The 12,879-nt window shown below is 73.5% G+C and carries 12 protein-coding genes and 1 tRNA gene; 6 read left to right on the top strand and 7 right to left on the bottom strand.

The annotated features are described in order from the left end of the window. The first annotated feature begins 11 nt into the window (after nucleotides 1-11). Both BLU55_RS10190 and BLU55_RS10185 read left to right on the top strand, forming a co-directional pair. Nucleotides 12-84, top strand: a tRNA-Leu gene (locus BLU55_RS10190). Between the two features lie 131 nt (nucleotides 85-215). After that, nucleotides 216-1,109: a Bax inhibitor-1/YccA family protein gene (locus BLU55_RS10185; protein ID WP_091729173.1), complete on the top strand. Its 894-nt coding sequence runs from the start codon at nucleotides 216-218 to the stop codon at nucleotides 1,107-1,109. 45 nt (nucleotides 1,110-1,154) lie between these two features. Here the strand turns inward: BLU55_RS10185 and BLU55_RS10180 are convergent, their stop codons facing one another. Together BLU55_RS10180 and BLU55_RS10175 are read right to left on the bottom strand one after the other, a co-directional pair. Then, nucleotides 1,155-2,171, bottom strand: coding sequence for an SGNH/GDSL hydrolase family protein (locus BLU55_RS10180; RefSeq protein ID WP_231916819.1), 1,017 nt, complete (start codon nucleotides 2,169-2,171; stop codon nucleotides 1,155-1,157). Between the two features lie 64 nt (nucleotides 2,172-2,235). After that, the gene (locus tag BLU55_RS10175; protein WP_091729169.1) at nucleotides 2,236-3,534 is read right to left on the bottom strand and encodes an endonuclease/exonuclease/phosphatase family protein; all 1,299 of its coding nucleotides are present in this window, start codon (nucleotides 3,532-3,534) and stop codon (nucleotides 2,236-2,238) included. 211 nt (nucleotides 3,535-3,745) lie between these two features. Between BLU55_RS10175 and BLU55_RS10170 the strand changes: the two genes are divergently transcribed. Then, nucleotides 3,746-5,113 carry a cystathionine beta-synthase gene (locus BLU55_RS10170; RefSeq protein ID WP_091729167.1) on the top strand — a complete coding sequence of 456 codons (1,368 nt, stop codon included), beginning with the start codon at nucleotides 3,746-3,748 and terminating at the stop codon, nucleotides 5,111-5,113. Between the two features lie 216 nt (nucleotides 5,114-5,329). Here BLU55_RS10170 and BLU55_RS10165 read toward each other — a convergent pair whose 3' ends face one another. Beyond that, the gene (locus BLU55_RS10165) at nucleotides 5,330-6,226 is read right to left on the bottom strand and encodes an ABC transporter substrate-binding protein (RefSeq protein WP_091729164.1); all 897 of its coding nucleotides are present in this window, start codon (nucleotides 6,224-6,226) and stop codon (nucleotides 5,330-5,332) included. Nucleotides 6,227-6,256: 30 nt separating this feature from the next. Here BLU55_RS10165 and BLU55_RS10160 point away from each other — a divergent pair, with 30 nt between their 5' ends. Continuing rightward, a complete protein-coding gene (locus tag BLU55_RS10160) occupies nucleotides 6,257-6,889 on the top strand; it encodes an IMPACT family protein (protein ID WP_231916818.1) in 633 nt (210 codons plus the stop codon). A 28-nt stretch (nucleotides 6,890-6,917) separates the two neighbouring features. Here the strand turns inward: BLU55_RS10160 and BLU55_RS10155 are convergent, their stop codons facing one another. The 4 genes from BLU55_RS10155 to msrA all read right to left on the bottom strand — a co-directional run bounded on the left by BLU55_RS10155 (nucleotide 6,918) and on the right by msrA (nucleotide 11,263). Next, the gene (locus BLU55_RS10155) at nucleotides 6,918-8,684 is read right to left on the bottom strand and encodes a glycoside hydrolase family 2 protein (protein WP_091733734.1); all 1,767 of its coding nucleotides are present in this window, start codon (nucleotides 8,682-8,684) and stop codon (nucleotides 6,918-6,920) included. Between the two features lie 24 nt (nucleotides 8,685-8,708). Beyond that, on the bottom strand, nucleotides 8,709-9,368 hold the full coding sequence (locus BLU55_RS10150; RefSeq protein ID WP_091729161.1) for a hypothetical protein: 660 nt from the start codon (nucleotides 9,366-9,368) through the stop codon (nucleotides 8,709-8,711). Nucleotides 9,369-9,453: 85 nt separating this feature from the next. Beyond that, nucleotides 9,454-10,389 (bottom strand): hypothetical protein, encoded by a 936-nt coding sequence (locus BLU55_RS10145; RefSeq protein WP_091729159.1) that lies wholly within the window; start codon nucleotides 10,387-10,389, stop codon nucleotides 9,454-9,456. A gap of 223 nt (nucleotides 10,390-10,612) precedes the next feature. Next, on the bottom strand, nucleotides 10,613-11,263 hold the full coding sequence (gene msrA, locus BLU55_RS10140; protein ID WP_091729156.1) for a peptide-methionine (S)-S-oxide reductase MsrA: 651 nt from the start codon (nucleotides 11,261-11,263) through the stop codon (nucleotides 10,613-10,615). A gap of 77 nt (nucleotides 11,264-11,340) precedes the next feature. Here msrA and BLU55_RS10135 point away from each other — a divergent pair, with 77 nt between their 5' ends. After that, a complete protein-coding gene (locus BLU55_RS10135) occupies nucleotides 11,341-12,513 on the top strand; it encodes a cystathionine gamma-synthase (RefSeq protein ID WP_091729153.1) in 1,173 nt (390 codons plus the stop codon). Next, the gene (locus tag BLU55_RS10130) at nucleotides 12,506-12,874 is read left to right on the top strand and encodes a YidH family protein (protein ID WP_091729150.1); all 369 of its coding nucleotides are present in this window, start codon (nucleotides 12,506-12,508) and stop codon (nucleotides 12,872-12,874) included. Before BLU55_RS10135 ends, BLU55_RS10130 begins: the two co-directional genes overlap by 8 nt. Nucleotides 12,875-12,879: the final 5 nt, after the last annotated feature.

The following is a 12,879-nucleotide window of genomic DNA, read 5'->3' as shown; positions in this document are numbered from 1 at the left end:
CGGGCACTGCCGCCCCGGTATCCCAACGGCAGAGGAAGCGGTCTTAAAAACCGCCCAGTGTGGGTTCGAGTCCCACCCGGGGCACGGTTGCACGATCGTGCGCCCGGTGGGAACACCGGTCCCGCGCCGATCGTTGAGACCATGACGCACCGGTAGGATCCGGGCGTCGCGCGAACACCAGAGTGGGGGGTTCGCAGGCATCCAAGGAGGACGCCTTGCAGAGCAACAACCCGGTTTTCACGCGTTCCGAGGGCTTCAACGGCCGCGGCAACGCCTCCGTCGGCAGTCCGTCCACCTGGAGCACCGGCCTCGGCCAGGGCTCCGGACCGGGCGGCTACGGCTCCTACGACCAGGGCGGCCTCGGGGGTGGCTACGCCCCCGCGCCCCAGCTCGACCAGGGCCGGATGACCATCGACAGCGTCGTGCAGAAGACCGGCCTGTCGCTGGGCGTGGTGGTCCTCGTCGCCGCGGCGACGTGGGTCCTCACCGGCGACCTCGGCAACGCCTCGACGGCGCAGGGCACCCTGGGGACGCTCTACGCGCTGTCCCTGGTGGGCTCGCTCGGCGGCTTCGTGCTGGCGATGGTCAACTCCTTCAAGAAGGTGATCAGCCCGGCGCTGGTGCTGGCCTACGCCGCCATGCAGGGCCTGTTCGTCGGCGCCTTCTCCAAGGTGGTCGAGGCGACCTTCGTCGGCCCCGGCCAGAGCGGCCTGGTCCTCCAGGCGGTCGCCGGCACCTTCATGGCGGTCGTCGGCACCCTCGCGGCGTACAAGTTCTTCGACATCCGAGTGACGCCGAAGTTCCGCATCTTCGTCACCGCGGCGATGATCGGCTTCGTGGCGGTCAGCCTGTTCAGCTTCGTGCTGTCGTTCTTCGGGGCCGGCCTCGGCGTCAACGGGTTCGGCACCGTCGGCATGGTCTTCGCGGCCCTGGGCGTCGTCCTGGGCGTGTTCATGCTGATCATGGACTTCGACTTCGTCGAGCGCGGCATCGAGGCGGGGCTCCCCGACCGCGAGTCGTGGCGGGCCGCCTTCGGGCTCACCGTGACCATCGTGTGGATCTACGTCCAGCTGCTGCGGCTGCTGGCCATCCTGCGCGGCAACGACTGACACCCGCCCGTCCGGGCCCCTCGGGGCGCGGACGACGCAGACAGCTCAGCCAGGCGCCTCGACCGAGTCCTCGGTCGGGGCGTCTGTCGCGTCCGACTCGTCCGGGGTCTCGGCCGCACCGGTGGGCAGCAGCCGGCGGCGCATGAGCGTCACCCAGCGGCCGCCGACGCCCCGGGTGGCGCCGCCGACCTCGGTGCCGTCGATCTCGGTGCCGGGGTTCTCGCTCGCCCGGGTGGCGGCGTACCCGATGGGGAGCACGGCCTCGCCGCGCACCGCGCGGGGAGCGTCCTCCTCGACCTCGCCGAAGCCCAGCGCGGCCAGCACCGAGGGCACCATGACCCGGGCCATCGACTCGTAGCCCCGCGCCGAGGGGTGGAACCGGTCGGGCCCGAACAGCAGGGCCGGGGCGGAGGCGAACTCCTCGCCCAGGATCGAGGCCAGGGAGACCGTGCGGCCGCCGGCCTCGACGACGGCGATGGTCTGCGCTGCGGCGAGGCGGCGCGACCAGACCCGGGCCACCTGGCGCAGCGGGGGAGGCAGCGGCTGGATGGTGCCGAGGTCCGGGCAGGTGCCGACCACGACCGCGACACCGGCCGCGGTGAGGCGCCGCACCGCGTCGGAGAGGTGGCGCACCGAGGCCGAGGGCAGCACCGCGTGGGTGACGTCGTTGGCGCCGATGAAGACCACGACGACGTCGGGGGAGCCGGCCAGGGCCGCGGTCACCTGGCCCTCCAGCGCGCTCGACTGCGCACCGACCTTGGGGTAGGCCCGCAGGTGCACCCGGCGGTCGGCCCGCTCGGCCACGCTCGAGGCCAGCCACGCGCCGGGGGTCTGCTCGACCGAGTCGACCCCGTAGCCGGCGGCGCTGGAGTCGCCGAGCAGGGCCAGGCGCAGGGCGGGGCCTGGCCGGCCGCGGCCGTACCAGCCGGTGGCGTCCGGGACCCGCAGGCCGGCCGGCCCGATGGTGCGCCGGGCGATCACGGCCTCGGCCCGCAGCAGGGCGTAGAGGGAGGCGCCCAGGGCGGTCAGGCCGCCGCTGCCGTAGGCGGTGGCGGCTGCCACCCTGCGTGCTGCCGCTGCTCTCCCCACGGGTCCAGTCTACGAAGCGGCCGTGGGGAGCCCGCGGTCAGTCCTGGAGGTGCGCCCGGGTCTGGATGATCGGGTGGTCGGTGATCTTGCTGGTCCGCGTCGTGGTGTCGCGCAGGAAGTAGGAGAACCGCACCTGACCGGCAGCGAAGATCCAGTCGATCGAGCGGCCCTTGGCCGGGAACGCGCAGGTGTCGCTGGGCAGGCTGTTGGGCGAGATCATCAGCTTGCCCGCGGTGAGCGGGCAGAAGGCGGGCTCGGCGTCGTTGAAGTCGCCGACCAGGAAGACGGGACGGCCGGTCGCGCGCAGGTCGACGACCTTCTGGCGCTCGATGGCCACGGCCTGGGCCCGCCACACGGCGTGGTCGCCGCGCTGCTTGCTGCTGGCGGGGTTGTGGACGTTGAGGTACCACGCGGTGCGGCCGGTGGCCTTCTCGCGCAGCAGCACCGCCGGCATGGCGCGCAGGTTGCCGCCGAAGTAGGGGACCGAGAAGGTCTGCGACTCGACGAGCTCCATCGTGGAGCGGCGCCAGATGATCGCGTTGTCGGGGTCCCACGACTTGCCGGGCGGGTCGAAGTAGAACTCGCCCCAGGTCTGGTCGTAGCCGTTGGCGTCGAACCACTGGGCCTGCGGCTTCTGGAACTCCTGCAGCCCGGCGACGTCGATGGCGCGGTCGTCGAGCAGCTGCATGGCACGCCGCATCCGCGAGGGGTACGTCGCGTACACGGGGCTGTTCTCGGTGTGGTTGGCGCCGAGCAGGTTGAACGAGACCAGGTCGATCCCGGCGGTGTCGTAGAGGCGGCCGACCGGCGGGGCGTCGCCGACGTACCGCGCCAGCCACGTCGTCGGGTTGACCGCCTTGCCGTCCTTGGTCACCGCGAACGCCAGCGAGCACGCGCGGGTGGTGAGGTGGCGGGTCAGGGCGCCGAGCACCTGGCCGGACTGGAGCACCTGGCCGTCGACGACCGCGGGCGAGGCGAGCCAGCCGTAGCTGGTGGACAGGTCGGCGGTGCCGGTGTAGACGCGCACCAGGTAGGCGCTGCGACCCTTGACCGTGCGCTTGAGGACGCGGGCGGTGCCGGGGTGCGAGGCGCGGACGCTGGTGCCGCAGGGCGCGGCGACGTCGGTGGCCTGGCGCCGTGAGGAGAAGGTCTTGAGGTCCTTCACGCCCGCGCCGCCGGCCACGGGGTAGAAGACGTTGGGGGCGCTGGTGGCCCGGTAGGCAGGGTCGTCCGTGGCGGCGCTCGACGGCGCGGCCACCGACAGGGGGGCGAGCAGCAGTGCGGCTCCGGCTGCGGCGATCAGTGCGGGTCGCACCGAGAAGCGACGTGTGTTCATCGTGCAGGACTCCCGTGTGAAGGCCGGAGGGGCGACGTCAGCGGCCAGAATCGGGCCGATGTGGGGCAGTCTGCCCCATTTTGGTGAGCCCTGAGGGGCTGATGTGAAGAAACCTAACCTGCTCGACGCGTGTCGGTCCTTGCTCGGAGGTGACAACTCGATCTCGGCTCCCGGTGGGCGGGAAGGGTGACGCTCGGCCTAGGTTGGTCCCATGCAGTACGCCAACTCCCTCCTGGAGCTGATCGGCAACACCCCGCTGGTCAAGCTCAACCGCACCGCGGGCGCCACCGCGTCCCTCGTGCTCGCCAAGGTCGAGTACCTCAACCCGGGTGGCTCGGTGAAGGACCGCATCGCGGTCAAGATGATCGACGCGGCCGAGGCCAGCGGCGAGCTCCGCCCGGGCGGCACCATCGTCGAACCCACCTCCGGCAACACCGGGGTCGGCCTCGCGCTGGTGGCCCAGCAGCGCGGCTACTCGTGCGTCTTCGTGTGCCCCGACAAGGTCAGCGAGGACAAGCGCAACGTCCTCAAGGCCTACGGCGCCGAGGTCGTGGTCTGCCCGACCGCCGTCGCCCCCGAGCACCCCGACAGCTACTACAGCGTCTCGGACCGCCTCAGCCGCGAGATCGAGGGCGCCTGGAAGCCCAACCAGTACGCCAACCCCAACAACCCGCTCTCGCACTACGAGCAGACCGGCCCCGAGATCTGGGAGCAGACCGACGGCCGCATCACCCACTTCGTCACGGGCATGGGCACCGGCGGCACCATCAGCGGCGTCGGGCGCTACCTCAAGGAGCGCAACCCCGAGATCCAGGTGGTCGGGGCCGACCCCGCCGGCTCGGTCTACTCGGGCGGCACCGGGCGTCCCTACCTCGTCGAGGGCGTGGGGGAGGACTTCTGGCCCGACACCTACGACCGCGGCGTCGCCGACCGGGTGATCGAGGTGTCCGACGGCGACTCGTTCGCCTTCACGCGGCGGCTGGCCCGCGAGGAGGGCCTGCTCGTCGGCGGCTCGGCCGGCATGGCGGCGTACGCCGCGGTGCAGCTGGCCCAGGAGCTCGACGACCCCGATGCCGTCGTCGTGGTGCTGCTGCCCGACAGCGGGCGCGGCTACCTGACCAAGGTCTTCAACGACGAGTGGCTGGCCCGCTACGGCTTCCTGTCCGACCACACCGGCCAGACCGTGGGCCAGGTCCTGCACGCCAAGAAGGGCGACATCCCCGCCCTGGTGCACACCCACCCGACCGAGACCATCGCCGAGGCGATCGCGATCCTGCAGGAGTACGGCGTCTCGCAGATGCCCGTGGTCCGCGCGGAGCCGCCCATCATGGCCGCCGAGGTGGCCGGGTCGGTGTCCGAGCGGCGTCTGCTGGACGCCCTCTACGGCGGCAAGGCCCGGCTGGCCGACCAGGTCGAGGACCACATGGACGAGCCGCTGCCCACCATGGGGGCCGGCGCCGCCGTCGAGGACGCCGTGGCGGCGCTCCGCGACGCCGACGCCGTGCTGGTCCAGGAGGACGGCAAGCCGGTCGGCGTGCTGACCCGGCAGGACCTGCTGGGCTTCGTCGCGCACGACTGAGGCGCCGACCGGGGCACCGACCGGGACGGTCGCCCGGAGCCGTCGAGGCGGGGACCGAATTGGTGACATCGGTCGCGCGCGACCGCTCGTTTGCCTAGGCTGTGCACCGGTCCTGGACGAGGATCGGCCTGCCTCAGGTCCCTCCAACCTTCCTCGTCGGCGACCACCTCGTGGTGGGGTGGCACTCCCAAGGTCGCCCCACCACCAGGCTGCGCCTCAGCGCACCCGGCAGGCCGCGTTGCCGTGCGGGTCGGCGCCCGCCACGATCGCGGCCAGGGTCTCGACGCCGTCGACCAGCCGCGGGCCGGGACGGGCGAAGGAGGCGTTGGCGTCGACCGCCCACACCGGCACGTCGGGGGGCAGCTCGCCGCTCCCGACGAGCTCCCGCGCGAGCTCGAGCGCAGCCGGCAGGTCGTAGCCGCACGGCGCGCACACCACGACGTCCGGAGCGCTGGCGCGGACCTGCGACCAGTCGGCCCGCACCGACGTCGCGCCGGCCTGGCCCAGCGTGCAGGTGGCACCGGCGAGCTCCACCATCTCGGGGACCCAGTGGCCCGGGGTGAACGCCGGGTCGGTCCACTCCAGCACCAGCATCCGCGGCGTGCGGGCGCCCGCGCGGCGGCGCTCGGCCACCTCGTCGCGGACCCGCTGCAGCCGCTCCTCGAGGCGCTGCACCAGGGCCTCGGCGGGCGCCTCCCGGCCGGTGGCCCGCCCCAGGGTCAGCACCGACCCGAGCACCTCGGCGAGGGTGTGCGGGTCGATGGTCAGCACCTCCGCGCGGGTGCCGAGGTGGGACAGCGCGTCCTGGACCACCGACACGTCGACGGCGCAGACCGCGCACAGGTCCTGGGTGACGACCAGGTCGGCGTCGAGGCCCTCCAGGGCTCCGGCGTCGAGGCGGTAGAGGTCCTCGCCGGCGTGGCGGGCCGCCCGCACGAACGCGTCGATCTCGCGGGGCGACAGGCCCTCGGGCAGGGCGCTGGTCGAGACGATCCGGCGCTCGCGGGCCTCGACCGGGTGGTCGCACTCGAAGGTGACCCCAACGACGTCGTCTCCGGCGCCGATGGCGAAGAGGATCTCGGTGGTCGAGGGCAGCAGTGAGACGACGCGCATGGACCGATCATCGCAAGCGATGATCGGCGCGTGGCCGTGACGTCGTACCAGACCATCGCGCGCGACGGCGAGGCCGAGATCGAGGTCGAGCGGTCGCGGTTCCGCTGCACCCTGGTGCGGGTCGGCGACGAGGCCGAGGCCCGCGCCGTCGTGGAGCAGGTGCGGCGCCGCCACTGGGAGGCGCGCCACCACTGCTCGGCCTTCGTGGTCGGCCCCGAGCGCGCGGTCGAGGCGGCACACGACGACGGCGAGCCCTCCGGCACGGCCGGACCACCGATCCTGGGCATCCTCCGCGGGCGCGAGCTGGGCGACGTGGTCGCGGTCGTCTCCCGGTGGTTCGGGGGCACGCTGCTCGGCACCGGGGGCCTGACCCGGGCGTACGCCGAGGCGACCCGTGTCGCGCTCGACGAGGTCGGGACCGTCGAGCGGGTGCTGCAGGACCTGTGCGAGGTGATGGTCGACATCGCCGCCGTCGGTCGCCTCGAGCACGACCTGCGCTCGCGGGGGGCGCGCGTGCTGGGCGTGGACTACACGGGCGAGGCCACGCTGCGGTTCGCGGTGCCGCCCGCGGCGCGGGGCGTCATCGAGGAGATCGTCGCCGAGCTGACCGCCGGCACGGCCGTGCCCCGCACCATCGGCCAGCAGTGGGTCGACGCCCGCTGAGCCCGGGCCCGGCCGGCTCCGACCGGCCTCACCCGGCGGTCATGGCCGCCCGCAGCCGGGCGGTGACCTCGCGGACCACCTCGGCGTCGAGCTTGAGCACCTCGCGGTCGTAGGTCCACAGCCCGTTGAGCTCGTCCTCGACGTCGCTGAGCTGGGTGTAGACCGTGGCCGAGAGCCCGCGGGCGGCCTCCGTGACGAGGGCGTCGTGGAGCTGCACGAAGGCCCGCTGGAGCCGCTTGCGGACCTTGAACTTGCGGTAGCCGAACATCCGCGGGCCCCACTGGTGGTCCTCGACGCGGTGGCTGTAGCCGCCGTACTCGGAGAGCACGACCGCCCGGCGGCCGCCGCGGTGCGCGGGCATGCGGAAGGGCTTGCCGTAGCGGTGGAAGCTGCGCAGGTCGCCACCGCCGTGGTCGACCCAGCCGCTGGTGGCCATCACCAGCCGGGTCGGGTCCAGGCGCCTGACCAGGCGGGCGACGGCCCGCGAGGAGAACTGGCCCCAGCCCTCGTTGAAGGGCGTCCACACCACGACGCTGGGGGCGTTGCCGAGCGTGGCGACGGTGGCCTCGACCTCACTCAGGAACTCGGCCCGACCGGCCCGGTGGCCGCGGCCGTAGACGGGGAAGAGACGGTCGGGGACGGGGGGCAGCCTGGAGGCGGGACGACGGGTGGTGATGCCGCGGTAGGTCGTGCCGCCGTTGACGACGTCCTGCCAGACCAGCACCCCGATCCGGTCGCAGTGGGCGTACCACCGGGCGGGCTCGAGCTTGGCGTGCTTGCGCAGCACCGTGAAGCCGAGGTCCTTCATGCTGGTGATGTCGTGGACCATGGCCGCGTCGCCGGGCGGCGTCAGCAGCCCGTCGGGCCAGTAGCCCTGGTCGAGCACCCCGACGTGGGGGTACGGCGCGCCGTTGAGCAGCAGCCGGCGGTGCCCCCGGGCGTCGGTCCCGACCGCGACCGAGCGGAGCCCGGCGTACGACGTGACGCGGTCCTCGCCGAAGGTGACCTCGAGGTCGTAGAGGTGGGGGTCCTCGGGCGACCACGGCCGCACCTGCGCCAGCGCGACGCGGGTGGCGACCCCGGGCGCGACCTCCGCGCGACCGACCTCCTGCTCGCCGCTGCGCACCACCACCGTGGCCGTGGCGCCCCGGTGGCCGCCCTGCGCGTGCACGGTGACCTCGAGCGCGCCCGCGTCGAGGTGGGGGACCAGCACCAGCCGCTCGACGTGCCGGGGGGGCACCCACTCGAGCCAGACCGTCTGCCAGATCCCTGACTGGGCGGTGTACCAGATGTTGCCGCGCCGGAGCTTCTGCTTGCCGCGGGCGTGCCAGCTGGTGTCGGACAGGTCGCGCACCCGCACCTCGAGGACGTGCTCGGCCGTGGCGTCGTGCCGGCGGGCGGCCAGCGCGTCGGTCACGTCGAGGGTGAAGGGCAGGTAGCCGCCGGTGTGTCCGCCCACCTCGTGGCCGTCGACCCACACGGTGCAGCTCTGGTCGACCGCGCCGAGGTGCAGCAGCACGCGGCCGCCGTCGACGACCGGCGGCGTCGGGAAGGTCCGGCGGTACCACAGCCACTCGTCGGGCTGCAGCTGCCGCTCGACCCCCGACAGCGGCGCCTCGGGGGAGAAGGGGACGGTGATCGGCCCGTCGTACGCCGCGGGGCGCTCGCCCGACGCGGTGAAGGCGTGCTCCCACCGGCCGTTGAGCGAGCTCCACGACGGGCGCTCGAGCTGCGGCCGCGGGTGCTCGGGCAGGGGCGCGTCGGGGTCGAGCTCGCGTCCCCAGCGGGTCGTCATCACCCGCCGGAGACTAGCGGCCCGTCAGTCGGTGCGCTCGACGTCCGCGCGGACGTCGGTGAGCAGCTTCGCGACCTGGCCGCGGGAGTAGCCGACGGCGGTCGGGAAGAGCTGTCCGACCGTGTCGCGGGTGGCCCAGGCGCAGATGGCGGCCTTCTGGCCCTCGGTCTGCGCCGCGCAGGCCCCGGCGGAGTCGTCGCCGGTGTCGAGCGAGGTCACCTCGAAGCCGTTGGCCTTCGCGCGCGAGCGGAAGTCCGCGAGCAGCGTTGCCGGGTCCTCGACGGGGGTGGCGAGCTTGACGCCCACGAACAGCAGCGGGCCGACGGGGCCGCGCTTCTCGTCGTCCTGGGTGTAGAGGCCCAGACGGGTGTAGGAGACCTTGCCCTCGATGTTGTCGACGACCTGCTTCTCGACCGCGGACAGCGTGCTGGCCCCGGCCTTCTCGCGCTCGGTGTCGCGCTCCATGCCGCCGGCCGTCTTCGTCAGCGTGAGGGTGTGGGTGTCCGGCCCGGTGAGGGCCAGGGCGGCGGTGATGCCGCCCCCGACGACGAGGGCGAGCACCACGACGGCGGCGACGACCTTGAGGAGCAGGCCGCGGCGGCCGCGCGTGGCGGGGGCCTCGGCGGCGGGCTCGGCGGCGGGCTCGTCGGGCGTGGGCTCGGTGGGCGGGGTGGTCTCGGGCATCGAGCCAGTGTGCCCCAGGGGCCGCGCCCGACCCGAATCGTGCAGGCGTTGCCCTGCTCACGTCACCGGCGCGACGACCGGAGGCTCAGTAGCCGACCGCGCGCCCGTCGTACGCCGTGGCGGCGTCGTCGGTGCCCCCGGAGAGCAGCTCCTCGGCCAGGGCGTCCCAGCGCTCCTGGTCCTGCTCGTAGGGCAGGTCCATGTGGCCCACGAGGTGGGTGACCGGCGCGACCATGACGGCCTCGCGGCGGCGCTGGGTGAGCGCGGCCAGGTTGATGCCCAGCCGGGCGAGCACCTTGTAGGCGACGCGCAGGGCCCGGCCCCGGGCCGGCATCGACGGTGGCGCCAGGTCGCTGAGCAGGTGGGCCCAGGGATAGGGCGTCGCGCCCTGGACGGCCAGGCAGGTGGTGCGGTCCCAGGCGGCGCCGGTCCACGGGCACAGGCGCAGCAGCCAGGCGGCGCGGCGGATCGCGTCCGGCCGGCCCCCGAAGGTGCTGGTGGTGCTGTCGATGCGCTGCCACTGGCGGCGCTCGTGGTCGCGGCGGGGCACCGCGAAGGCCCAGTGGCGCGAGCGGGGGAGCGGCACGGCCGACTGCGCGCGCCGCAGCTCGAGCCGGTCGAGCGGCGTCGGGCCGGACAGGGCGAACCAGCTCACGCTCGGCAGGTCGTGCACCGCGGCGACCAGCGCGTGCAGCGCGTCGGCGGCGTAGAGGTAGTCGTCCTCGGCGAACCACACCAGCTCGGCGCGCACCCCGGCGGCGACGCGCAGCTGCTCGGCGTACGACGCCCGGTTGCTGCCCCAGCGGCCGCGGTGCAGCGCGCCGGCGCCGCGCATCATCGACTCGACGTCGGCCTCGACGTCGCCGTCGACCAGGAAGGTGACCGCGACCTCGTCGCGCACCTCGTCCAGGGCGACGAGGAAGGAGTGCAGGGCCAGCTTCTTGGAGAAGTAGTCGGGCCGGGGCTTGTCGCCCACCGCGGCGGCGTAGCGGTAGACCACGTGCACGACAGGGTGCTGCATGGGTCCACCTCGTGGGTCGGTGCGGTCGGGATCGGGACGGCCGAGCTCGGTGACGGTTCAACCATGGCGGCCGGACCCCACCCTAACGTTGCCTTCACGTCAATGCTGGTGGAACGCAGCGTGACGTGTGGGCATCACCACGCGTCGCGGCCGGTCCCGGACGCACCACGGGCCGGAGCGACACGTGGTCGCTCCGGCCCGGGTGCGTGCGGGTCGCGGGTGCTCAGTCGCGGGGGACCGAGATGCCCGTCGCGCTGTGGCAGCGGTAGCCGAAGGGGTTCTTCAGCAGGTACTGCTGGTGGTGGTCCTCGGCGTAGTAGTACGGCGTCTCGGCCGCGGGCCGGATCTCGGTGGTGATGGGGCCGTAGCCGCGCTTGGCCAGCTCGGGCTGGTAGCGCTCGGTGACCTCGTGGGCGACCCTCTCCTGCTCGGGGGTCTCGTAGTAGATCGCCGAGCGGTACTGCGTGCCGGTGTCGTTGCCCTGGCGCATGCCCTGGGTCGGGTCGTGCACCTCGTAGAAGGTCGCGACCAGGTCGGCGTAGGACACCTGCGACGGGTCGTAGACGACGCGGACGGCCTCGGTGTGGCCGGTGCGACCGCTGCAGACCTCCTCGTACGACGGGTGGGGGGTCTGGCCGCCGGCGTACCCGACGGACGTCGACCAGACGCCGGGGACCTGCCAGAAGATCTCCTCGGCGCCCCAGAAGCAGCCGAGCCCGAACAGGGCGACCTGGTGGCCCTCGGGCACCTCGTCGGTCACGAGCGGCGCGTCGAGCGCGCGGTGCTTCTCGCTCAGCGGGAACCACTGCTCGGTGCGGCCCGGCAGGGCCTCGTCGGCGGTGGGCAGGGTGGTCTTGGTGCGGCTGAAGAACATGGTGTCCCTTCCTCGGATTCCACTGGTCCCAACAGTAGGCGGCGGGTGCATGTTCCCCGGCGAGTAGCGTGGCGCCGGTGACCCAGGAGCAGCACGACCAGCACCGATCGAAGTCCGGGTTCGAGACCCGTGCCATCCACGCCGGCTACGAGCCAGACGCCGCGACGGGGGCGGTGATCCCGCCCATCTACGCCACCTCGACGTACAAGCAGGACGGCGTCGGTGGCCTGCGCGGCGGCTACGAGTACAGCCGCTCCGGCAACCCGACGCGCAGCGCGCTCGAGGGCAACCTCGCGGCGCTCGAGGAGGGGGAGCGGGCCTTCGCGTTCGCCTCCGGCCTGGCCGCCGAGGACACCCTGCTGCACTCGGTGTGCGGTCCCGGCGACCACGTGGTCATCCCCGACGACGCCTACGGCGGCACCTTCCGGCTCGTGGACAAGGTCGCCACCCGCTGGGGCCTGACGTACGACGCCGCGCCGGTCAGCGACGTCGACGCCGTCCGTGCCGCGATCCGTCCCGGGCAGACGAAGCTGGTCTGGGTGGAGACGCCCACCAACCCGCTGCTCAACATCGGTGACGTCGAGGCGCTGGCGGCCGTGGCCCACGACGCGGGTGCGCTGCTCGTCGTGGACAACACCTTCGCCTCCTCCTACCTCCAGCAGCCGCTGACGCTGGGCGCCGACGTCGTCGTGCACTCGACGACCAAGTACGCCGGCGGCCACTCCGACGTGGTCGGCGGCGCGCTCGTGGTCCGCGACCTCGAGCTGGCCGAGCAGGTCGGGTTCCACCAGAACGCCATCGGTGCGGTGGCCGGCCCGTTCGACTCCTGGCTGGTGCTGCGCGGGCTCAAGACCCTGGCCGTGCGCATGGACCGCCACTGCGACAACGCCGAGCGGGTCGTGGAGTTCCTCTCCGCCCACCCGAAGGTGGCCGAGGTGATCTACCCCGGCCTCGAGCAGCACCCGGGCCACGCCGTCGCCGCCCGCCAGATGAAGCGCTTCGGCGGCATCGTGTCCTTCCGGGTCGCGGCCGGGGAGCAGGCCGCCCTCGACGCGTGCGCCCGCGCCGAGGTGTTCACCCTGGCGGAGTCGCTCGGCGGCATCGAGTCGCTCATCGAGCACCCCGGCCGGATGACCCACGCCAGCGTCGCGGGCACCGCCCTGGAGGTCCCCTCGGACCTGATCCGGCTCAGCGTCGGCATCGAGACGGTCGAGGACCTGCTCGCCGACCTCGACCGGGCCCTTGGCTGAGGTCCCCGCGGCCGGTCCGGCGGCGTCACCGGCGCCCCGGCCCGAGCCCGACGTCCGCTTCTCGCTCGCCAACGAGCGGACGCTGCTGGCCTACCAGCGCACGTCGGTGGGGCTGCTCGCCGCCGCGGTGGCGATCGTGCACTTCCTCGACGACGACCCCCTCGTGGTGGTGCTGGGCCTGAGCTTCGTGGCGACCTCGGCCGTGGCCGCGGTCGGCGGCTACCTGCGCTTCCGCGGCGTCGACCGCGCGATCCGGGAGGGGCGCCCGATCGGGGCCGGCCCGGCGGCCCACCTGCTGAGCGTCGCCGTGATGGTCACGCTGCTGGTCGGCACGGCGTACGTCCTGCTGGCGCGGGTCTGAGGCCC

The sequence above is a fragment of the Nocardioides scoriae genome (assembly GCF_900104965.1).
Lineage (GTDB): Bacteria > Actinomycetota > Actinomycetes > Propionibacteriales > Nocardioidaceae > Marmoricola > Marmoricola scoriae.
Note: the sequence above shows the minus strand (reverse complement) of the source record. Positions and strands in the feature narration are given on the sequence as shown.